The organism is Sporofaciens sp. JLR.KK001 (assembly GCF_036941055.1).
In the GTDB taxonomy this organism is placed as follows: Bacteria; Bacillota; Clostridia; order Lachnospirales; family Lachnospiraceae; genus Sporofaciens.
Genome location: NZ_JAYMNO010000001.1, coordinates 383701 through 406376, shown reverse-complemented (window position 1 = coordinate 406376; position 22676 = coordinate 383701). Strand labels below are relative to the sequence as shown.

The window sequence follows — 22676 nt, the reverse complement described above, 5'->3', positions numbered from 1 at the left end:
TTCTATTGATCCAATTGATATCCGCCGCCTGACATCGCATACTCCGCATTCTTTAAGAATTCCGCATTCTTCCGCTCAGTTTCAGATAAGATTCTGGCGCTGTAATTAGTATCAAAATCAGCGGCGCTGTATTTGCCTTCATACCAGCTCTTACTCTCGAAATACGTCCTGAGCTCATTAGAATCGAACTTTCTCCCGTGTCTGGCGTAGATCTCATTCTTGGCGTAATTCAGCTCCTTCAGTGACAGCCCGGCAATGTCCGAACTTGTCAGAAGCTTGGTATTGCTTGCCGGCAAGATATAATCCTTGTTCTTATCTTCTTCATTCTTATCTTCTTTATTCTTATCCTCTTTGTCCGCATCCTCTTTCGGCTTCTTCGAAGCTGCCTCTTTGGAAGACCCGCTCGCAGAGACAGAGATACTCTTGACTACCTTAGTCTCACCTTCCCCCGGTTCGATTGCCTTCAATGTCTCTGTCTTTCCTTCTGTCCGGGCGGATGCTCCTTGCGTTTCCTGAGAACGGACCAACAGAAAGACGCCGCCTGCGCACACCAGTACGATCGCCGCGGCGAGTACTACAGCAGCAATACGGAATCCGTCTTTTTCTTTTGCTTTTTCCATATTATCTTCTCCTTATTATTTTCTTCTACATTTTCTTAAACTGGAATAAGAACGGCTGTCTTCCCGGCAGCCCTATGATCGCCTCGCCTATATTCAGCCTTGCAATATCCCAGTCCTCAACCACATTGGCATCCCTGACATTTTCTACAATACCGCGTCCCTGCACAGATGCCATATAGACTTCTTTCTTCCGGTTTACACCGTGAAGCTTCTCTATGAATTCCTTCGATGCAGAATCATTTACCCGAAACGCGACTGACGTCAGGAAACCTGACAAGATACTCCGCGCCCTGGATTCTCCATACACCTCGAATACCTGGTCCACATTCTGGATACCTATCATGAATTTCACGCCGAGGCTTCTCCCAAAGTTCACGGCATCATCGACATGCTGCAGGTTAGGGATCAGACGGAATTCATCTGCTATAAAATACACATTGCCTTCGCTTTTCTTCCGGCAAAGCGCCTCCTTGATCGCCATATCGAACAGAAGACTGTAGATCGGCGCCAGCATATTCCCAATTCCCAGATCATATTCGATAAAAATAATCCTGCCGCCTTTCTCTCTGACCAGATTACGGATGGACAAAGTTCCCTTCTTCTTGAAATTCCCAAGAAAGATCTCCCGCGTAAGCTGCAGAAGCTCTGACATCACGCCCTGAGTCTGCGCGGAGCGGTCTTCTGATATGTAACTGGTCAGCGCACGCATATCATCATATTGCTCCAGCATCTCTCTTAACTCTCTTGTCGGCGACTTGTCAAGGAACGCCCTCAGAGATGCATTGTCACTCTCAAGCCTTCCTTTATTTCTTGTAAAATGCGTCAGAATCGCTCCAAAGAGATCCTTTGCCGCATTGGGGAAAAATGGCTGGCTGGACTTCTCTACTTTATCCCGGAACAGAGATTTGCTGATCTCCACAATATTCTCTTCCATATGTTCATCCAGTTCAATCTCATTGAATATATTCCAGTAATCTGTCCCGTCCTGCCCCGTTGCCGTCTCATCATTACTGATCACGATATCACCCGGACGGTAAAATTCTCTATAGAAATCTCCCTTCGTATCAAAGATGATCATAACATCATCCCTTGTTATACCGGCCCGAAGCTGACGGACAATCTGAAAAAATGCATTCGTTTTGCCCGTTCCAATACCTCCCAGAAACATCAGATGCCTGCTCAGTAAATCTGCATCAAACGGCACATAGATATCTCCGCCTACCCGATTCGTCCCCATGAATGCACAGCACGCGTTCCTTACAGGATACGCCGCCGGATCCGGCATAAGCTGATTTCCGTCAAACACATCAATTTGTTTCATTATATGCCGCCTCCCTTCAATAATCTATACCTTCATCCACTTCTATCTCCTTCTCAACCTCGTCTGCTTCTTTCTCAAGCTCTTTTTCCGTCCTAACCGTCTCTTCCTCGAACTCCTTCTCCGCTTTTTCTTCCTCCTCTTCCAGCTCTTTCCTGGCTTTGGCCGCTTCCTCTTCGGCTTCTTCTTCCGCCTCCCGGAGCGCCTTCATGTTGTCTTCTGTAACTTCCGTTTCCTCTTCTTCCGTCTCTTCCTCTGTATACTCTCCAACAACCTTGACCGGCACATCATAGCCCAATTCTTTTGCCGCCATCATGCGATGCCTGCCATCATCCTGAAACTGATATCCATCCTCGTATTTCACAACTTTCATCATCTTATCATCTGCATAGTATGCATCCACAGTATTGCTCAAATGCGGATTCGAGCGAATAGAATCCAGGCTCTCGCCATTCGCCATCCGCTCCTGGATTTCTGGAAGATGGGATGCCAGTTCCATATAGTCTTCCTTCGTGTTGCCATGGTGATTCCAGAAATTATCGGAATCTACATTAAAAATGTCAAAAACAGAATCCGGGCTTGCCGTTTCTATCCTGGGGCTGTCATATGGGCGATAATTCAGCAGTCCTTTTGAGTCCATCTGGCGAAATCCTTCTTCCAAAGTCTGCACCTTCGTCATTCCTTCCGACCACGCCTGCGCTTCGGCTGCAAAGGAAGGCATAGACTGCGGACCCGATATCCCTATGTGCTCTCTCACATACCGCACCAGATCACTAAACGGTATCATTCCCATTCTGCACTCACCTTTCTTCCCTGTTTACTGCCAGAAGCAGTCCCCGCCGGCACAGCCCAAATACAGACTTCTCTGCCTCAAATGCGGGAATTCGACGCTTCAATATCACTCTTCTCTCAATCTCTCTATAGGAGATCTCGCCGTCCGCTTCTCTCCAGACATCATATTCTAACGGTGAGAGCTCCACTTTTCCCCGAAACATAACACTATAGGCATTCGTCTGCAGATCTAATCCTTCTCCTATCCCCTGGCGCATGAACTTAAGCGGCTTCATCTGCGCATAGTCTCCATCAGGAAAGGAAGCCAATAGCCCTGTCTGTATTAATTTATTCATCGTTGGGGAGAATCCCCGAAGATCCGCCTCCGGGAGAGACTTCTCCACTTCCTCCCCATATGCCCCCAGTAGAAATCTTCCCCATATCCTGTACTCCAATGGGATCAACTGCACTGCCTGCTTTCTCAGAGATACCTGGAAAACCAATCTATTCTCAACAATATCCGATCCAAGCGGATAACCCACCGTCAAATAGTACATATTTCTTAATCCACCTTCCATTTACGGATCCCAAAATCTCCCAACTTCTGTATATCTGTGATCATAGAACCCAACTCCTCGATCGCAACATCCGCGTCCTCTCCCGGAAGCACTTCCATAACAGAGACCATACTCTGACGGCTCCAGATCGAGATCGGCTTGTCAGAAGCACATTTTGTCATGATATTAATAGACAGACTCGGCTTCAGGGAGAACAAAAACAGGGCAATCACATATAACACCAATATGATCACTGTCAGGAAAATCCCCATCTTCGACAAGAACGGATGCTCGAATATACTCTTGGCAGAGCTTAATGACACCATACTCATTGAAAAAGCCAGGAACAGCGCTTTGATGTAGTATTTTTTCTTAAATATAAAGAACGGTACTGCCGCCGCAATTCCCAGGATAAATGCCAGAAAAACCGGCAGTTCCGAGAAGAGTCCTCCTAAGGCACACGCCAGCATACTGACCAGAAAACCAAGTAAAAAGTCCCACAGGGCAAAACGTACCCCGTTCGACAATGCTACACCTGCAACTTCGTCTATCGTAAACTCCGTGTGGCTCATGGCCCGTCCGATCCAGGAACGTCCGCTCAGTCGAAAGAGGATCCGCTTATTGGTCACCTGTATCCGGCCCTCCTGCCAGAGTCCGCGAAGTCTGGAACGCGCATTGCACAACTGATACTGCTTGATCGGTATCTCCTGTTCACATGGTGCGATCAGATCCGGCACGATCTTCTTCCCTCTCTCAAAGCACCCTTCCACATCGTTATTGTCAGACTCGCCGATACCGATCAGTTTGCGCAGCGGAATCCAATCCTCCGTAGATATGGTGTACCCTTCATTTGGATTCACCGGCCCCCTGCCTGGCTGTCCGCCGGTCTGCGGGCCGTTATTATAATACTGATTCTGCTGATTTCCTGTCTGTTGATTTCCTGTCTGTTGATTTCCTGTCATCTGACACTGGCAGATCTCCCCGTCAGCCAGTGGTCTTCCGCATTGTGTACAAAATCTTGCCATCTCTCATTCTCCTTTTATTATCTCTCATGTATCGTAACAGTTCAGACAATCTGTCCTGTTGCCATGTGTCTTCATTATCTTCTCTTCTACAATACACTTCGGATGCTGAACGAAGCGATCTTATAGGTGTCTTCATCATATTGGAACGATGCACTCATATAAGAAGTTCCGTCATCCGTCTTGTCTTCTGTGGTCGGTGTATCATTTCTCCATGATGTATAGGTATATGTATATTTCATATCATACTTGTAACTCATCTCTGCCTGAACCATTCCCTGATAAGCGTCATCATAACACTCACACTTAAAATCACTGAATTCCACTTCCTTAAGCTTATAGGCCTCCCTGCCATGTAATTCCGAGACAAGCGAATCATAAGCTTCTTCGCAGGCATCCTGATAATCCGGCAGGAACAATTCTGATATCTCCTCGAACTTCTTCTGTTCCAATGCAGATTGATAGACCTTCTCCAGTGCCTCCTGCATCTTCGCCGCAAATGCCGTCTCCCCTTCTTCTGTCAGCTTCAATGCCTCTGCCGTATAGGTTCCTTCGGCCGAAGCGCTGAATTCGTCCTCATACAGCTCATGCCAGGGTACTGCAGCCTGGATGCTGTGCTTCCCGGCAAACAGCGTGAGACGGTAACAATCCATGCCGCCGTCTTCTGTTGGTTCTCTATCCCCCTCCGGCAGAACCACTCCGTCTACTGCCACGGCTGCGCCGCAAGGACTGTAGATCTGGAAATTCTCTGCTATCTCATCTGCCGGCGAAACCTTCCATGTGTCGAAAAACAACATTGCCTTTTCGCCCTGCTTCATCAAAGTAAGCACTCTGTTGTCTGCATTTTTCCCTTTTTCTGTAAATTGAACTAATAAATTCCTCTGAACCCCGGAGCTCTCCAATGATTTGTCTGACATAATCTCAAAATTCGTAACCTCCGGAACCTCCCTCTGTTCCATCATAACAATAAACTGGTCTTTCTGAAGATATGCTCCGTCCGGAAAATCTGTCAGATCATAGACCTTGGACCAGTCTCTGTCAACGTATGCCTGAAAATATCGTTTTGCTACGGCATTCGCACTGTTCCGGCTGCTTCCAAGCCCATAGAACGCACAGATGATAAGCAGCAGGCACACCGCCTCGATGATTACAGCAATCTGCATCTTCGACAGCTTTCTAATGCTTCCTTTGTATTTCTGCACATTGATCTCCGGCTTCTTTATAGTAATGCTTGATCCGCCCGCAGTCTGCTGATCTGTTCTCTGCTGCTCCTTCATCTTCTTCATCTGAGAAGGACGCAGCGGAACCGATGACGGCTCCCCTTGAACTGAATTCATCTGTTCCGGTTCTTCCCTCCCCGGCGGCACTGGTTCCGAAGCCCCCTGTCCCGCGGCAGCCTGATTCTCCCACGGCAGGCTGCCCATAGTCTGCTGCATATCGGCTGCTGTGCTCCCTGAATTCCAGGGTTCATCCACATTGCCGGCGGCACCGCCGCCTGCCCCTCCTTCATCTCCCGGCGCCGCGGTTCCCGGCACACTGGCAATCCCCTCAAGATTCGTACCGCAGTTGCCGCAAAACCTGGCGCCATCCTCACACTTGGTTCCACATGTCGGACAAAACAACATATGTCTCTTCCTCTCTTTCCCTTCTACATTCCATTTAGAAACTGCAGGAAAATAATTTGTACAGTTTCTTAATATAAAAGAATAGTAAAATTGTATGAATTTTCCATTAACTATTATATACTAAAACCATAAGAAAGAATAGTTCTTTTATTTTCCAAAATTTTAATATATAATTACTATGTCACACTTCCATCGTCAGCGCCGCTATATGCATAAAATATCTTAGCAAGACCAAAAACATTGATCGCCCAAGAAAGGAGCTAACTATGAACACTCCAAAAGAGAATAATCTATTCCGTATTCTGGCAATCGTACTCGCTGTCTTACTGATCTCAGTGACAGCAGGAGGTATCTTCTTACTGCTGCAATCTCCGGGGAATACGGCGACCACCAAGACCGCGGCAGACGAGATCCAGACTTTAGATGTCATATCCCCCCGCAAAGAAGAAGCAGGCACGCATGGAAGTATTACCGTATCTATAGCCTCACCTTCCGATAAATCTAAGACAGATGCTCCGGAAGATGAGCTTACCATAGATGCTCCGGCCGTTACCATGGATAAATTAAGTTCTGTCCATGCCTCCTCAGAGCTGTCCGAAAACAACATGACTCATTCTGCCGGAAGAATCTGTGACGGCAGATCGGAGAATGCCTGGGTAGAGGGATCAGCCGGTCCGGGAATCAATGAATCTATCGTATTCACATTCGATAGTGAGTATAAGGTTTCCGGCATGAACATCCATGCAGGATACCAGAAAAACCCGGACATCTATTACAAGAATGCCCGCCCGCAATCTATAAAACTTACATTCTCCGATGGGACGGGCATGAGCCTGCAGCTTAGCGATATCTGCGGCCCGCAGAATATTGCTTTCGCTCATCCGGTACAGACAAGCGAGATATCTGTTATGATCGAGTCCATTTATCCGGGAAACAAATACGAAGATCTGGCTATCTCTGAACTTGCGTGGTACTAATACAAAAAGATATAATAAGGAGATGGATACGTTATGGGATTAAGATGCATTGCTGCGATCAGCAGCCTGGCTGCGTTAATCGTTTCCGCTGTTCCGGAAGTTCAGAATCTTACACCGCCAGATGAATCATTTCAAGAAGAATCGCTTCCGACACCGGAAGCATCCGCTATGGTAGAGATATTGGACTATATTCCTGACATTAAAGTGGAACTGCGATATGCGACCGAGAATAATTTTACAGGGAAACAGATCTATGATTTCACCGATGCACGTCTGCGGTACGGCACTGTGCTGAAACTAAAGGCCGCACAGGCACAATTGCAGCAGGAAGGACTGACACTTCTGATCTGGGATGCATACCGCCCTGTCTCGGCACAGTTCAACCTGTGGAACGCCTGCCCGGATCCCGTATATGTAGCCAATCCCAATACCGGATACTCCTCACACAGCCAGGGAAATACCGTGGATGTCACTATCGTTCAGACATCCGGCGCACCTGTAGAGATGCCGACGGATTTTGATAATTTTACCGCCAAGGCGGACCGGAATTATGAGGATTGCACCTCCCAAGAGGCTGCAAATGCACAGAAACTTGAAGATATCATGGTTCAGGCCGGCTTCAAGCCTTATTCCGGGGAGTGGTGGCATTTCTCCGACACAGACGCCTACCCGGTTCAGGAATAATGAAAATATATCTCTATGAAGAAAGAGCGCCGCACAAGACACCATTCTTATGCAGCGCTCCTCCTTCTCACTTCTGCTCTTCTCTGTTATTCAGGCTTCGTACAGTTCCCCGCCTTCACAGTCTCTAGTATATCATTGCATTAATTCTTGAGTAATAAGCACTATTACTTTAAGATTAATGCAATGATGTACTAGTAATTGTCGCTGTAATCAGAGCTGTTAGAGTTGGTGCTGTTAGAATTAGAACTGTTGGAGTTCTTGTTCTTAGAAGTTGTGTTGGACGCATTCTGGTTGCTTGCGTTCTTGTTAGATGAATTCTGGTTGCTTGCATTCTGATTTGATGCATTCTTGTTAGATGAATTATAGTTCTTAGCCATGTCAATTCCTCCTAAATATTTTTGTTACATGGCTATTATGTCCGCAGAATTCATAATTTATGTATCGAATTTAAAAATTTTCTTCCTTCTGTCTCGCATTCTCTTCCTGCAGCCTGTCTATCATATAACGTACTGTATTACGGTCTAACTCGTATAATTCTTTTGAAAACATCCCCATCACCTGCTCTATATTCTGGCAGATCTCATAGGTCTGCTCATACATCTTCCGGAAATCCGGATACCTCTCTATCAGCGCTATCACATCTTCCGGCAACAGCCGCCCCTGCCGCTCAATGTAACATCTCCGAAGACTATGTGAAGGAGATTCTGAACTAATGCAATGGGTACGAAAGATAACGAATGCCCTGATCCGTCTTTTGAACCAGGGCATTCTAACATCAGATTATTCTCTTTCGCTGTAATGATGTGCTTCTTCAAGCATCATATCTTTTACTTTCATCAGACGAATCTGTGAACTTCTCTCATTTTCATCCAGCTTCATCGTGATATACTTGATCGTTGCCTGAGCTTCCGGGATTGTCACGTGCTCTAACGCATTTACACGTCGTCTGGTCTTCTCGATCTCAGCCGCCATAAGCTGGCACGCCTTCTCTGTCTCCGCAAGTTTCAGCATATCCGGCAGGATATCTGCCAGAGATTTTACGGCACCATCCAGGTCGCTGGATGTAAATGCGAAACCATAAGAATAGATATCGTTCGCATCCGCAGTCCTTGTCTTAGTCTCGAAGACAGGAATATTAACGCTCATGACGTTCTTCTGTCCCACCTCAAGATTGACTTCCTGCTTCGGTGTCATAAGTGCTGTATTCAGTGTCGCCTCGTCCATTCCGGCCTTGGCTATGACAAAGTTCTTATTTGCAGAGAGGATTCCGGCTTCTACTTTCTGGCGAAGCGCCATGTTCTCCTTGACCAGATCCAGGAATTGACGCATCAGCTCGTCTCGTTTGTCCTTCAGGAGCTTATGTCCCCTTCTGGCTGTGACAAGCTTTCTCTTGGTCTTCGTCAGCTCCATACGGGTAGGAGTGATCTGTTTAGATGCCATTAGCTACCCCCTCCCTTACTGCTTACCGTAAAACTCATCCAAGAACTTATCGTCAATACGTTTCAGCTCTGCTCTTGGCAGCATGGACAATAGTTTCCAGCCGATTGCCAATGTCTCTTCGATAGACCTGTCGTTGGTGTATCCCTGGGATACATACTCTTTCTCGAATGCCTCAGCGAATTCCGCATACTTAAGGTCGATCTCGGTAAGAGCTGCCTCGCCGAGGATGGTCATGAGCTCTTTCGCGTCTTTACCGCGGGAGTAAGCCGCAAACAACTGGTTCATAGTGTTGGCATGGTCTGCCCTTGTCTTGCCTTCGCCGATACCTTTATCTTTCAGACGCGAAAGTGAAGGCAGTACGTCGATCGGCGGCTGCAGGCCCTTACGGTACAGCTCACGGCTTAAGATTACCTGTCCCTCTGTGATATATCCGGTAAGGTCAGGAATCGGATGCGTCTTATCATCTTCCGGCATGGTCAGGATCGGGATCATGGTGATACTACCGTTCTTTCCTCTCTGACGTCCGGCTCTCTCGTACATAGTCGCAAGGTCAGTGTACATATATCCAGGATATCCGCGGCGGCCCGGAACCTCTTTCTTAGCGGCGGAGATCTCACGAAGAGCGTCCGCATAGTTTGTAATATCAGTCAGGATAACCAGTACGTGCATATCCTTCTCAAATGCAAGATATTCTGCTGCCGTCAGCGCCATACGAGGAGTAGAGATACGCTCTACAGCCGGGTCATTCGCCAGGTTGATGAACAGGACTGTTCTGTCAATGGCTCCCGTCTCCTTAAAGGACTCGATAAAGTAGTTGGACTCCTCGAAGGTAATACCCATAGCAGCGAATACAACGGCGAAATTCTCGTCCGTTCCGCGAACCTTCGCCTGTCTTGCGATCTGAGCCGCCAACTGTGAGTGCGGCAGACCAGAACAGGAGAAGATAGGAAGCTTCTGTCCACGAACCAGTGTATTCAGTCCGTCAATGGCGGATACACCTGTCTGGATGAACTCCTCAGGGTATACACGTGCTGCCGGGTTCATAGGCAGACCGTTGATATCTCTTCTCTCCTCCGGAAGAATCTCCGGGCCGTCGTCGATCGGACGTCCCAGTCCGTCAAATACACGTCCCAACATATCGCCGGATACTCCAAGCTCCATGCTTCGTCCAAGGAAACGTACTTTACTGTTACTTAAGTTGATACCGGCAGCATTCTCATAGAGCTGTACAACAACATCTTCTCCGTCTACCTCCAGTACCTTGCAGCGGCGCTTCTCGCCGCTGGCAAGCTCGATCTCTCCAAGCTCGTCGAATGCGACGCCTTCAACGCCTTTTACCATCATAAGCGGTCCGGCAACTTCCTGTATGGTTCTATACTCTTTTGGCATAATTAGAAGTCCTCCTTCCCAAACGCACCTGCTACTTCTGCGCTTAATTCATTCATAATCTTCTCGTATTCTGCCTCGATATTCTCTGCCGTCGTGTATTTGTAACGGCCGATACGCTCTCTTACATCCATTCCAAGGAGAACCTTCATAGAAGCACCTTTTGAAAGGGCCTCTGTAGCCTGCTCATAGAATGCAAGAACCAGCTTCATCATCAGATACTGCTTCCGAAGCGGTGTATAGGTATCTACCTCATGGAAGGAGTTCTGGTGCAGGAAGTCCTCACGGATAGAGCGTGCCGCTTCCATCTTAAGACGGTCGCCGGGTGACAGCGCGTCCATACCTACCATCTGCACGATCTCTTCCAACGCTGCTTCTTCTGTCAGAAGGCTCATCATCTTCTGGCGGCCTTCCATCCAATCCTCTGCTACCGTTCCGTTGAACCATCCCTGCATATTATCCAGATACAGAGAATAGCTGGTCAGCCAGTTGATAGCCGGGAAATGTCTCTTATACGCAAGCGCGGCATCCAGCCCCCAGAATACCTTAACGATACGCAGGGTTGCCTGGGATACAGGCTCGGAAGTATCACCGCCCGGAGGAGATACGGCGCCGATAACTGACAGCGCGCCTTCTCTTGCATCCTTACCAAGGGAAACCACACGTCCGGCTCTCTCGTAGAACTCTGCAAGACGGGATCCTAAGTATGCCGGGTAACCTTCCTCACCAGGCATCTCTTCCAGACGTCCTGACATCTCACGGAGCGCCTCTGCCCAACGGGATGTGGAGTCAGCCATCAGCGCTACGGAATATCCCATATCACGGAAATACTCTGCGATCGTGATACCTGTATAGATGGATGCCTCTCGGGCTGCAAAAGGCATATCTGACGTATTCGCGATCAGAACGGTTCTCTCCATCAATGAACGGCCTGTCTTCGGGTCTTTCAATTCCGGGAACTCGTTCAGAACGTCCGTCATCTCATTACCACGCTCGCCGCAGCCGATATATACTACGATGTCAGCCTCAGCCCACTTCGCAAGCTGATGCTGGATAACTGTCTTACCGCTTCCGAATGGTCCAGGTACGGCTGCAACACCGCCCTTTGCAATCGGGAAGAACATATCTACAACTCTCTGTCCTGTTACAAGCGGAGCATCCAACGGAAGCTTCTTCACATATGGACGTCCTTTACGAACCGGCCACTTCTGCATCATGGTAAGTTCTTTGTCGCCGTCTTTGGTCGTAACGACCGCGACAACTTCTTCTACTGTAAATTCACCGGATTTGATCTCTTTTACCTTTCCGGCAACTCCGTAAGGTACCATGATCTTCTGCTCAACAACGGCTGTCTCCTGAACTGTACCAAGCACATCGCCTGCTTCTACTTCATCGCCGACCTTCGCAACCGGAACAAAGTTCCATTTCTTATCTCTCTTCAGGGAAGCAACCTCAACACCGCGCTGAAGGTTATTTCCTGAAATCTTCATAATATCATCAAGAGGACGCTGAATTCCGTCATAAATACTTGTGATAAGGCCAGGTCCAAGTTCAACGGACATCGGCGCGCCTGTAGATTCTACCGGCTCACCAGGTCCAAGTCCTGATGTCTCCTCATATACCTGGATAGATGCCTCATCTCCATGCATCTCAATGATCTCTCCAATCAGACGCCGCTCGCTGACACGTACAACGTCAGACATATTCGCATCACGCATACCAGATGCGATGACAAGCGGTCCTGCTACTTTTTTAATCGTACCTGTACTACTCATTTGCACGAATCACCCCATTCAATTTAATTTTCCTTGTTACTGCTGTGAAAATACGATATCCGAGCCGACGGCAACCTCTACCGACTTCTTGACTCCTGCGACTCCCGCTCCGGTATTGCCTGCAATACCGGGAATCTGGATGATCGCCGGAGTGATCTGCTCCTGATACCTCGCAATCTCATGTGTAAGCTTGGCAGCCCATTTCTCCGTAATATAGATCACTCCATATTTGCCGGAGGCAAGCCGCGCAAGCTTCTCTGCTGCTTCTTCCCGGGTACTTACTGGGAATGTGTCAAGACCCAGTGTCGCGAAGCCATAGATACTGTCGTAATCGCCTAATACTGCAATCTTATACATACATCTCCCTTACCCTTTCCCGGATTGAATCATCCGGCAAATCGTTCAATTTCCCGGAAAGTATGATTCGTACCGTTTTGATCTCATTCTGTCTGGCAATTACATAGGCCACAACCGGTCCTATGGTAAATGCGTTATATTTCTGCGGACTGATCGTCTGGATGATACGGTTATCGCACCAACGCTCGAACGCTGACGGAGAATCGGCAAGAGCCTCCGCTCCTTCTGCATAAGCAGTTCCCAGCAGATATTCGCGGATCGCATCCTGGCCGCTTAATGCTGCCTTGGATAACTGATCCACACTGATGCTGCTGCATTCAGCCATCGCCCGCTTCATGAATTCTATTGATTTCGCGGTTTTCTGTGAACGCACGGCAATCTTGATGTCAGCAACGGCAACCGTAGATTCCGCATAATCGCGGATGATCGGCGCTTTCGATGCTGTGCCGGCCGCATAGACCGCATCAAGCGCTGCCTTATCGATGATCACATCGCATAACTGCCCGTCTCTGGTGTGAAGAAGCGCCTCGTATGCTTCTTCTGCCGCATGCTGCATATTCGCCGGAAGCTTCCCGAAGTTCTTCTCCTTAATGATCTCGACCATCTCACTGCCGGAGATCTCTACATCATCATAGAAGATATGAAGTCCGTTATCGCTCGTACACACTTCCTTGATTGCGGCTTTCAGATTGTGGAAAAGCTTCGGATAAGAAAGGACCGCGAAGTTCTCCATATCAATGGACAACTCTTTCACGACCTCCCAGATCTTCTCCTCTTCCCTGGTCAGTATCGCCTCCGCATTTCCCGAGGTCTCACTGTCGCCCCAGCCCTTCTCCTCCAGAAACTGCAGGCACTGCCCGTAATCCTGGCAGGCGATGAGCTGATCTATGACAGCATTCGAGAACAGAGACACCTCCAAAGCACGTATGCGCGCAACCGCGTAGGTATATTGTTCACTCATTAGCGCCTCCTACGAAAATAACATACGATGAACCTTATCTGACAATTCATCTCTCTTTGCATCAAACATTGCCCTCAATGTGCAATTCTCTTCTATACCGCCATAGACAAGGACAAAACCATTCTCAATGTTCTTCGCTTCTCTGGATACCTTGAGCGTTCCGCCGTTCGCCTTAGCGCTCTGCTGGGCATCCTGTTCAAATCCTGTCGGCATTCTCTTAAGATCAGCGGCGGAAAAACAGATCTCTCCATCCTGAGGCAGCGCATATTTGCCAAGCAGCTTAAGAAGCATCTCAAAATATTCCTTATCGCCTAATCCTGTCACCGTCTCGTATGCTTTATCAAGAACCGATGCGATCATCTCCTGCTTTGCTCCAAGGATCTTGGTCCGATGCTGCAGGTCGATCGATGATGCAACACGTTCTTTATAATTAGCTACATCTGCTTCGGATTTGCGTGAAATGCTGCTTTTCCTCTTCTCAGCTTCTGCCTTCGCCTGACCGAGGATCTCTTGTGCCTCGGCATTGGCTTTCGCCGTCTTCTCGTCAGCAGCCGCTTTCGCCTCGCTCAGGATCTGACTTTTCATCTTATCTAATCCAGCCATTACTTTAAGCCCCCTAAATCTGTACTGCGTTTACAGCCAGGATAGAGATCAGAAGAGCAAGGATCGCGTATGTCTCAACCATCGCTGGGAACAGCATAGCTTTACCGAACTGATCTGGTTTCTTAGCTACGATACCGATAGATGCAGCAGATGTCATTCCCTGATACTTACCGGAGATCAGACCTACGATACCGATCGGCATACAAGCTGCCAGGATCAGCAAGCCAGTCTGCGGATCTAACGCTGCTGCGCCGCCGCCAAGAAGTCCAACCTTGGATAATGTGATGAATCCAACCAGCAGACCATAGATACCCTGTGTACCTGGAAGAAGCTGCATGATCAGAACCTTCGCGAATTTGCTTGGGTCTTCTGTTACAACTCCGGCTGCTGCCTGACCTGCGATACCAACTCCGATCGCTGAGCCTGCTCCTGCAAGAAATACTGCTACTGCTGCGCCAAGTAACGCATAAACAAGTCCTAAATTACTCCAAATACTCATGATAAAGTTTCCTCCTTAATATCTACATATTTTGTATCTGATTTGAATGGTTCAAATGGTTTGCCGCCGCCCTCGTAGAACTTACCGAAGAACTCTACGAATTGCAGACGGTTCGTGTGCACATATGCACCGAGAAGGTTGATCGCCAGATTCAATGTGTGTCCTACAACGAACACAAGTACAAAACCGATCACACCTACAATTCCTTTGCCGAACATGCTTCCCATCTGGTTTACTACAGATGCGATAACGCCGGTAGCAAGACCAAGCGCCAGCAGACGTGAGTAAGACAACACATCGCTGAGCCATCCTGTAATATTGTATATGTCGTATGCGCCAAGGGCAATTCTAAGTACCGGATTCTTACTGTCACGTCCGGACATCAGCAAGAGTCCTACCGCACCGATGATCGCCAGCGCTTTGGCTGTCATATTCAGGAACGGCGGGAATACGATCTGTGTCTGTGCAATAGACGCGAAGATGTCTGTCGGAAGAAGCATCAGGATCAATCCGATCAGAAATGCGAACCAAAGTACAACGTCACAGAAGAAATCCATCACCTTGCCGTCCTTAAGCTCCATGTATCCCTTGATTCCAAGTCCCACAAACAAGTGGACGACTCCGAATGCCAGTGAATATACGAGCAGGCGCATCGGGTCGTTCAAAGGTATAAACCAGAGCGCCGGCACAGTCACCGCCTTGCCGAAGAATACTTCGGACACGATATCTACAACATTGCCGAAATACCCGCCGAATAAGATACCCCATACCATCGTAGACACGCCGCAGTACATGAACATCTTCATCGACTTAGCTAACCCCGCTTCCATACGCGGGAATTTCTTCAATATTACAAAACATGCGATCGCTATGATCGCGCCGTATGCGGCATCGGATAACATCATACCAAAGAAGAACACATAGAAGAACGACATGATCGTCGTCGGATCGAATTCTCCCTTGTGAGGCAGTCCGTATGAACCGAGCACCCCTTCTACGCTTGCTGAGAACCCGTTGTTCTCAAGGATTACCGGCGGTTCCTCTTCTTCCTTCAGTTCTTCCACATCGATCACACAGTCGAAAGACTCTCCGATTGCTTTCTGTACTGCCGGTACAGCCTTCGCAGCGGCATAACCGCTGATCACGAATGTCCTCTGTGACTGCGGGAGAGTTCCAAGCACCTCATACTTATCTGCCCTCATACGGAAATAATCTCCGATGATCTTGAGATCTTCTCTGGCAGACGCGTAACCCTTGATCTCTCCTTCGATCTTCTCAATCTCATTATTCAGTTCTTTGATCTTTGCCTCCAGGTTCTCCTTCTTCACAGACGGCACCTTACCCGTCATCTGCGAAGGTCTTGCAAAACCTCCGGACCTTAAGGCATCTTCCACTCTTGTCTCTTCTTCCCTAAGACAAAAAACGCTCAGATAGGCCGCATCCTTGTCGCTGTTGATAATGTTGACATCAATAGCGTCTATCTCCGGTTCACGCTTTGCCACCAGCTCATACACTGATTCCAGCGTTGTCTCTCCCGGCATTGTCCCTAACAACATCGATACTTTGGCCGTGCCTTTATAATTCATCGGCACATCCAATGCAAGCCATGGACGAAGCGACTCAATCTGATTCTCTAATTTTAGAATATTCGCCTTATTCTCGGCTATCTCTTTGTTCAGACTTACCAACTGGTTCACCTTCGAGATCAGTTCGCCCTTGCCGTCGGCAACTTCGTTGAACTTCTTCCTGTCAACCAGCTTCTTGCCTTCCAGGCTCGCAAACATCGAACTCTTCTGGGGTGCATATACATCCAGCACTGACAAAGCCTGCTCTACAGCCTGTGCCTGCTTCTCAAAGCTCTGTCTGGGCCCCTGTGTATCCATCCTCTCGAAGCCTTCTTCCTCTTCGGCGATCTGGTTCATCTCGATCACACCCATCGACTGGATCTTCTCTAAGATAGCCTTACGGTCTTTCTTCAGCGCGCAGATACTAATTCTTTGCATCTGCAATACAGCCATAGCCACATCCCTCCTTTACTTCAATTTTCTGTGTGTACGGCCAAGCAAAAGCTATACCAACTCTGCAATTACCGCAGATACCACGTCAGACTCCTTCGAAAGCGCGTCCTTCCTGAGTGATGCGATCTCCTGCTCTACGCTGTCCATCGCCTCCTGCTCCGACTTTCTTCCAGCTTCTTTTGCCGCATCAAGCTCTGCTGCCGCTTGTGCTTTCGCCTCGGCTTCAGCTTTACTCACCATCTCAGCAGCCTCGGCTCTTGCCTTTTCAAGGATCTCGGTATAGGCTGCATCAGCTTTTTTTATGATATCTTCTGCCTCATTCTCCGTCTCCTTGATGGTCCTAATGGTTTCTTCTACCATCTGTTCACCACCTCTCCATCTTAAATACTACTTGAAGTTTGACTAATAAAAAATTGTCACCATACAAAATTATAATATAATATTTCTTAAAAGTCCATAAAATTATGGTTTTTTCCGGTCACTTTTCCATATATCGTCTAATAAAGGAAATAATTTTATCACATTTACCAAAAATTTACTCCCATTCTAATCTGTGAAGCTTCCCCGAAAGCTCCATATCCGCGAAGCCGTTCTGCCTCAGCGCCTCATACAGCACGATCGCCACCGAATTGCCGAGATTCAGGGACCGGATTCCGCCTGACATAGGTATCCGTATACATTCTTCCCTATGATTCACCAGAATCTCCTCCGGTATTCCCGCGCTCTCCTTCCCGAACATAATATAACAGTCCGGCTCGTATCTGACTTCTGTATAGATCTTCGGCGCCTTCGTCGTCGCCATATAGATCTTCGCCCCGGGATTGCGTTCCAGGAATTCGTTATAATCAATATATGTGGTTACATCCAGATTATCCCAATAATCCATCCCGGCCCGTTTCAGATGCTTCTCATTCAGCCGGAAACCTAGCGGCTCGATCAGGTGAAGCCTGACGTCCGCCGCCACACAGGTACGTCCTATGTTGCCTGTGTTCGCCGGGATCTCCGGTTCATGCAGTACGATATTTAACATGATCTAAGCCTCTCTACGAATCTTCCCAATCGCCCGATCGCCTCTTTGAGATCATCTAAGGAATAGGCGTAAGACACCCTGAGGAACCCTTCTCCGCATTCGCCGAAGGCCGTACCCGGCACCGCGGCAACCTTCTCCTCATCCAGAAGCCTGGTGGCAAATTCCTCGGAAGTCATCCCGAACTCCTTGATACTTGGAAATACATAGAATGCCCCGAACGGTTCGAAGCAGGATAACCCCATCTTCCCGAATTCATGGAGCAGATATCTCCTCCTCTGATTATAGGCTGTGCGCATCTGCTGTACCTCGTCGTCACAATTCCTGAGGCCTTCGATCGCGGCATACTGGCTGTTCGTCGGCGCACACATGATCGCAAACTGATGGATCTTCAGCATCTGTTCCGCAATGTGCTTCTGTCCGCAGATATAACCAAGCCTCCACCCCGTCATGGCGAATCCCTTGGAGAATCCATTGATGACCAGCGTCCGGTCACGCATCCCCGGCAGCGCCGCGATAGATACATGGTCGCATCCGTAAGTCAGTTCCGAATAGATCTCGTCTGACAACACATACAGATCGTGCTTCTTCACCACTTCCGCAACAGGCTCCAAGTCCTCTCTGGTCATGATCGCCCCGGTCGGATTGTTGGGGAACGGAAGCACCAGAAGCTTCGTCTTCGGCGTGATCGCGGCCTCCAGTTCCTCCGCGGTCAGCTTGAAGTCATTCTCTTCCTTCAACGATATTACCACAGGCGTGCCGTTCGCCAGGATCGTACACGGCAGATAAGACACATAGCTTGGCTGAGGGATCAGCACCTCGTCCCCCGGATCAAGCATGGCCCTGAGCGCGATATCAATCCCTTCGCTTCCTCCTACCGTCACTATGATCTCGCTGTTGGGATCATAGGAAACATTAATCTTTCTTTGTAAATATTTTCCTATCTCCATCTTCAATTCCTTAAGTCCCGAATTGGAGGTATAGAAGGTTCTTCCACGCTCAAGGGAATAGATCCCTTCCTCACGGATCCTCCACGGCGTATCAAAATCAGGCTCACCGACTCCCAGTGAGATCGCGTCCGGCATCTCACTTACCATATCAAAAAACTTACGGATTCCTGACGGTTTTATTTCAACAATTTTCTTAGATAACGGCTCTCTCATTACGGCGTCACCAGCATCCTTTCCGACTTATTCTTATGGAACATTAAGGTTCCGTGGTCTTTGTATTTCTTCAATATAAAATGTGTGGTCGTGCTTATCACATCCTCGATCGGCGACAGCTTGCCCGAGACAAACCGCGACACTTCCATAAGCGTCTTGCCTTCCACCGTTACGATCAGGTCGTATCCGCCGGATGTCAGATACACGGCGGTCACTTCCGGATAATTACAGATCCTCTCCGCCGTCTTGTCAAATCCCTTATCCCTCTGCGGCTTGACGCTGACCTCGATCAGCGCGTTCACACGTTCCACACCTGCCTTATCCCAGTCGATCAGCGTATGGTAACCGCAGATGATCTTCTCCTTCTCCATCTGCGCCATCTCATTGGCGATGGCCACCTCATCAGAGTCCAGAAGAACCGCCAGTTCTCCCAGGTCAGCCCTGCTGTTCTTCTCCAAATACTTTAATATTTGATTTCTCATCTCTTCCATCGTTCTTACCTCCCATAAATAACTTATATATCTCATCTGGTGCAGGACGGTCAATATATCGAATATCCTCACCATTATGGATCAATTTGTCATTGCCTGCCGTTAAGCGGCCGATCACGGATGCCCTGATCTGCTTCCTCTCCAATGCATCTGCCAGAACCTTGCCGTCTTCTGCAAGCATCAGGAAGCTTCCCGCCGATGCCGTCTGGTACGGATTCAGCCTGTAATGCTCGCAGACCTCTATCGTCTCCTGTAAGATGGATATCCGCTTCATATCCGCCTCTATCCCCATCCCAGTCTCTTTCGCAAGCTTCCACAGCGCCGCCAGGATCCCGCCGTCTGTAATCTGGCGTACCGCCGTCACCTTCATCTCCCTTGCTGTCTCAAGTTCTGCTGCCGAGAATATCTCATCCCTGTAAGACCGGATCTGACTGATGAATACCGGGGCGAATCTCTGGCTCAGTTCTTCTCCCCTCTCATCAAGAATCCTCAGCATCCCTTCCATGCCCGCCCATTTGACTTGCACGATCTCTTCCCCTGCCCTGGCGCCTGTCTGCTCCGCTCTCTCCGGAAGATACCCGATCCCGGAGACCGTAACCGCCGGAGCCGCGTACAAGGGGCACTGTACAAGCTTCGTATCCTTAAGTTCGATCCCTCGCTCACGGCAAGTCTTGCGGATGCATCTCTCCATCGCATAGATCTTCACATGATCTGCGTGCGGCGGGAACATGATCTGCACTTCCATCCCCATACACCCAGCGCCTGCCGCCGCAAGGGAATTCGCCGCCTGCGCAAGCGCATATATGCCTGCCTCTTCCGACCAGCCCCATGAGACGGCTGTCTCGTGCAGAAGCTGTCCTGCTTCCGTATCTATCCTCATATCATCCTGCTCCTATATGCTCGTCCAGACTGTTACACGCTATACCATAAGATATGGAATGATCGTGGTCGCTATCATAGCCACGATAACCACCATGATCACGATGGCTATGATCCTTCTCGTCCTCTTATCATTGAAATTCATATGCTCTACCTTCTTCTTTAATCTGATCATTACACATTTCCTATATTCTATACTCTTTGTCTTACTTTTGCAACAATTAACTGCTTAACTCCACCCGGCAAGCCCTTGCATCCCGGCTGAGCGCGTTCCTCTCCCTGTAGTCAAATAATACATAGATCCCCTTCTGCGCGAAATATTCCAGGTGCGTCATCTTGCGCATCTGGTTCCTGTCATAATCCCTGTAAGCGGGAAGATATCTTCTCTGTGCTTCCTCTTTTTCATAGAAGGTTCGCAGGGTATCCTTGGGAACCTTATATTCTCCCGCGAATTCCGGTCTGGACTTGGCATTTTCCCGCAGATAATAATCATAAGTAAGAAGCTCTCTGAACCGCTCTTCCTCCTCCGGGAATTCTGCGGTAATATACCGGAGCAGGATCTCATATCTGGCGCTCCGCTTATGCTGTACCTGCCCGAGGCCCTGCTCCTCGTAGAACCCGGCCAGACCGTCATACATCAGGAAGGCAGACGGATACCCCGCCTTAAGCGCCTCCAGTGTGTGGGTAAACTGTCTGCTGTTATAATAGACCTCCACCATCTCTTCGATTCCCTTAAGCCGCATCATGTCCTCATAAGAGAGCCATCTGGTATATAATACCTCATAGGGCGGACGGCTCTTATACACAAGACCGTACTCCTGCTTCTTTTCTTCCATATAAGAGCCCTTCAATACCTTGAGGAAGCCCAATTGAAGCTGATCCGGCCCAAGCGCATAGACATCGTCGAAGGATCTGGCAAAGCTCTCCATATCCTCGAAGGGCAGCCCTGCGATCAGATCCAGGTGTTGGTGGATATTGCCCTTCTCCCTGATTCGCTCCACTGCTCCCCTGACCCTGCCGAAATCCATCGTCCGCCGGATCTCCTGGATGGTATCGGGATTCGTGGACTGCACCCCGATCTCCAGTTGGACAAGCCCCGGCCGCATACTGCCTAAGATCTCAAGTTCTTCCTCATTCAGCAGATCCGCCGCCACTTCAAAATGAAAATTCGTAATTCCCCTGTCATGCTCTGCAATATATTTCCATATGGCAGCGGCGTGCTCATGCCTGCAGTTAAACGTCCGGTCCACGAACTTGACCTGCGGCACTTCCTGGTCGATAAAAAACTGCAGTTCCCTCCTGACCTTCTCAAGATCACGGAATCTTAACTGCTTGTCCACAGAGGACAGGCAATAGCTGCAGGAGAACGGGCAGCCCCGGCTGCTCTCGTAATAGATGATCTTATTCCTGAACGCTTCCATATGATAATATACGAACGGGATATCGTTAAGATCCATGACCGGCCGCCAGGGGTTGTCCCTGACTGTTCCGTCCCTATCACGGAACGCGATCCCCCTTAATGACCGAAGCCCCAAGTCCCCTTCACTCCCTTGATAGAAACGGCACAGCCCGGCAAAGGTCTCCTCGCCTTCTCCCTTCATCACACCTGTCACCTCCGGGAGCCGCGCCAGTACATCCGGCGCATCATATGACACTTCCGGCCCGCCAAGCCAGATCGGCATATCCGGCCGAAGCTTCGCCATATCCCGGACAAGCTCTTCTATATAGTCCAGGTTCCAGATATAGCAGGAGAAGCAGAGGATATCCGCCCTTCTCCTGTAAATGTCCATCAGGATATCATCTTTCTGCTGGTTAATGGTATATTCCGCAATCTCAACGTCCGCTTCCTTCACATGCTCCCCGGCATATGCCTGCAGGCTGCAGACAGCAAGATTGGCGTGTATGTATTTGGCATTCACTGCGGCAAGTAATATTTTCAGTTACTTTTCACACCCACGCCAGTAATAGGCTTTTTAGAAAGTGTTGGTAAATGTGCTGAAATTGAAAAAATTTTTATCCACAGTAAATGATACGTTTGAGGACAAAATGTTAATAATATTTTGTCCTCAGGTATTTCTTGTGGATAACATTTTCTCCTTTCTGTTTTTCGTCTTAAAATCCCCTTCTCACATCTTTTTCTGCGTGGTTTGATATCCATTTGTCTTGAAAAATCAACGATTTATCCCTGGCAAAATGACGAATACCAGATTTCCTTCATTCGCTTTTTTTCCAGATTTCTGCTATACTTTTTTTATTACAAGTGCGGAGGCAGCAATGAGTAAAGAAACATCACTTATAAAAAAATATAAATTACAGATCTCTAAATTGGAGAATGCTCTTAAAGAAGCAGAAAATGTAATCCGAATCCAGGAAAAATGCATTCGGACTTCGGAAGAGCTTCTTGAACAGAAAGAAGAATATATTTCCATGCTGACATTACAACTGGAAGAGACAATAGAATTAAGCAGAACGATGGCACAGGTATTAGATTCCCGCCCCTAAT

The 22676-nt window shown here is 48.5% G+C and carries 26 protein-coding genes; 3 read left to right on the top strand and 23 right to left on the bottom strand.

Translation table 11 applies throughout. From position 1 onward, the window contains the following. Positions 1–2 precede the first annotated feature (2 nt). From VSQ62_RS02140 to VSQ62_RS02115, 6 genes are all read right to left on the bottom strand, one after another. Positions 3–620, bottom strand: coding sequence for a YARHG domain-containing protein (locus VSQ62_RS02140; RefSeq protein ID WP_334632932.1), 618 nt, complete (start codon positions 618–620; stop codon positions 3–5). A 25-nt stretch (positions 621–645) separates the two neighbouring features. Continuing rightward, positions 646–1941 carry a type IV secretory system conjugative DNA transfer family protein gene (locus tag VSQ62_RS02135; RefSeq protein ID WP_334632931.1) on the bottom strand — a complete coding sequence of 432 codons (1296 nt, stop codon included), beginning with the start codon at positions 1939–1941 and terminating at the stop codon, positions 646–648. A 16-nt stretch (positions 1942–1957) separates the two neighbouring features. After that, on the bottom strand, positions 1958–2731 hold the full coding sequence (locus VSQ62_RS02130) for a hypothetical protein (protein ID WP_334632930.1): 774 nt from the start codon (positions 2729–2731) through the stop codon (positions 1958–1960). Between the two features lie 7 nt (positions 2732–2738). Then, a complete protein-coding gene (locus tag VSQ62_RS02125; RefSeq protein ID WP_334632929.1) occupies positions 2739–3266 on the bottom strand; it encodes a hypothetical protein in 528 nt (175 codons plus the stop codon). 5 nt (positions 3267–3271) lie between these two features. Continuing rightward, complete coding sequence (locus VSQ62_RS02120; RefSeq protein WP_334632928.1) at positions 3272–4291, bottom strand: hypothetical protein; 1020 nt, start codon at positions 4289–4291, stop codon at positions 3272–3274. Positions 4292–4377: 86 nt separating this feature from the next. After that, positions 4378–5913, bottom strand: a complete 1536-nt coding sequence (locus tag VSQ62_RS02115) for a zinc ribbon domain-containing protein (protein WP_334632927.1) — start codon at positions 5911–5913, stop codon at positions 4378–4380. 266 nt (positions 5914–6179) lie between these two features. On the opposite strand from VSQ62_RS02115, the gene VSQ62_RS02110 reads away from it, so the two are divergent. Further along, the gene (locus VSQ62_RS02110; RefSeq protein WP_334632926.1) at positions 6180–6890 is read left to right on the top strand and encodes an NADase-type glycan-binding domain-containing protein; all 711 of its coding nucleotides are present in this window, start codon (positions 6180–6182) and stop codon (positions 6888–6890) included. A 33-nt stretch (positions 6891–6923) separates the two neighbouring features. Beyond that, the gene (locus VSQ62_RS02105) at positions 6924–7574 is read left to right on the top strand and encodes a M15 family metallopeptidase (protein WP_334632925.1); all 651 of its coding nucleotides are present in this window, start codon (positions 6924–6926) and stop codon (positions 7572–7574) included. A 191-nt stretch (positions 7575–7765) separates the two neighbouring features. On the opposite strand, the gene VSQ62_RS02100 is transcribed toward VSQ62_RS02105, so the two are convergent. The 17 genes from VSQ62_RS02100 to VSQ62_RS02020 form a co-directional block, all read right to left on the bottom strand. After that, a complete protein-coding gene (locus tag VSQ62_RS02100; RefSeq protein ID WP_334632924.1) occupies positions 7766–7951 on the bottom strand; it encodes a hypothetical protein in 186 nt (61 codons plus the stop codon). A 70-nt stretch (positions 7952–8021) separates the two neighbouring features. Then, entirely contained in the window at positions 8022–8225 is a 204-nt protein-coding gene (locus VSQ62_RS02095; RefSeq protein WP_334632923.1) for a hypothetical protein, read from the bottom strand. A gap of 129 nt (positions 8226–8354) precedes the next feature. Beyond that, on the bottom strand, positions 8355–9014 hold the full coding sequence (locus VSQ62_RS02090; RefSeq protein WP_016221879.1) for a V-type ATP synthase subunit D: 660 nt from the start codon (positions 9012–9014) through the stop codon (positions 8355–8357). A 15-nt stretch (positions 9015–9029) separates the two neighbouring features. After that, a complete protein-coding gene (locus VSQ62_RS02085; RefSeq protein ID WP_334632921.1) occupies positions 9030–10403 on the bottom strand; it encodes a V-type ATP synthase subunit B in 1374 nt (457 codons plus the stop codon). A 2-nt stretch (positions 10404–10405) separates the two neighbouring features. Then, entirely contained in the window at positions 10406–12175 is a 1770-nt protein-coding gene (locus tag VSQ62_RS02080) for a V-type ATP synthase subunit A (protein ID WP_334632920.1), read from the bottom strand. 36 nt (positions 12176–12211) lie between these two features. Further along, positions 12212–12532, bottom strand: coding sequence for a V-type ATP synthase subunit F (locus tag VSQ62_RS02075; protein ID WP_334632919.1), 321 nt, complete (start codon positions 12530–12532; stop codon positions 12212–12214). Further along, positions 12525–13493: a V0D/AC39 family V-type ATPase subunit gene (locus tag VSQ62_RS02070; RefSeq protein WP_334632918.1), complete on the bottom strand. Its 969-nt coding sequence runs from the start codon at positions 13491–13493 to the stop codon at positions 12525–12527. The genes VSQ62_RS02075 and VSQ62_RS02070 overlap by 8 nt, the downstream gene beginning before the upstream one ends. Positions 13494–13502: 9 nt before the next feature. Next, entirely contained in the window at positions 13503–14096 is a 594-nt protein-coding gene (locus VSQ62_RS02065) for a V-type ATP synthase subunit E (RefSeq protein ID WP_334632917.1), read from the bottom strand. A 13-nt stretch (positions 14097–14109) separates the two neighbouring features. Further along, positions 14110–14595, bottom strand: a complete 486-nt coding sequence (locus VSQ62_RS02060) for a V-type ATP synthase subunit K (protein ID WP_016221873.1) — start codon at positions 14593–14595, stop codon at positions 14110–14112. Next, a complete protein-coding gene (locus VSQ62_RS02055) occupies positions 14592–16613 on the bottom strand; it encodes a V-type ATP synthase subunit I (RefSeq protein WP_334632916.1) in 2022 nt (673 codons plus the stop codon). The genes VSQ62_RS02060 and VSQ62_RS02055 overlap by 4 nt, the downstream gene beginning before the upstream one ends. A 51-nt stretch (positions 16614–16664) precedes the next feature. Beyond that, a complete protein-coding gene (locus VSQ62_RS02050) occupies positions 16665–16973 on the bottom strand; it encodes a hypothetical protein (RefSeq protein ID WP_334632914.1) in 309 nt (102 codons plus the stop codon). A 175-nt stretch (positions 16974–17148) separates the two neighbouring features. Further along, a complete protein-coding gene (locus VSQ62_RS02045; protein ID WP_334632913.1) occupies positions 17149–17643 on the bottom strand; it encodes a tRNA (cytidine(34)-2'-O)-methyltransferase in 495 nt (164 codons plus the stop codon). Further along, entirely contained in the window at positions 17637–18803 is a 1167-nt protein-coding gene (locus VSQ62_RS02040) for an aminotransferase class I/II-fold pyridoxal phosphate-dependent enzyme (protein ID WP_334632912.1), read from the bottom strand. Before VSQ62_RS02040 ends, VSQ62_RS02045 begins: the two co-directional genes overlap by 7 nt. Continuing rightward, positions 18803–19285: an Lrp/AsnC family transcriptional regulator gene (locus VSQ62_RS02035; RefSeq protein WP_502957803.1), complete on the bottom strand. Its 483-nt coding sequence runs from the start codon at positions 19283–19285 to the stop codon at positions 18803–18805. The genes VSQ62_RS02040 and VSQ62_RS02035 overlap by 1 nt, the downstream gene beginning before the upstream one ends. After that, complete coding sequence (locus VSQ62_RS02030) at positions 19239–20174, bottom strand: AIR synthase-related protein (protein WP_334632910.1); 936 nt, start codon at positions 20172–20174, stop codon at positions 19239–19241. Before VSQ62_RS02030 ends, VSQ62_RS02035 begins: the two co-directional genes overlap by 47 nt. A 39-nt stretch (positions 20175–20213) precedes the next feature. Beyond that, complete coding sequence (locus tag VSQ62_RS02025; RefSeq protein WP_334632909.1) at positions 20214–20348, bottom strand: hypothetical protein; 135 nt, start codon at positions 20346–20348, stop codon at positions 20214–20216. A 46-nt stretch (positions 20349–20394) separates the two neighbouring features. Next, positions 20395–22113, bottom strand: a complete 1719-nt coding sequence (locus VSQ62_RS02020; protein ID WP_334637541.1) for a B12-binding domain-containing radical SAM protein — start codon at positions 22111–22113, stop codon at positions 20395–20397. A gap of 334 nt (positions 22114–22447) precedes the next feature. Here VSQ62_RS02020 and VSQ62_RS02015 point away from each other — a divergent pair, with 334 nt between their 5' ends. Then, positions 22448–22675 carry a hypothetical protein gene (locus tag VSQ62_RS02015; protein WP_334632908.1) on the top strand — a complete coding sequence of 76 codons (228 nt, stop codon included), beginning with the start codon at positions 22448–22450 and terminating at the stop codon, positions 22673–22675. Position 22676: the final 1 nt, after the last annotated feature.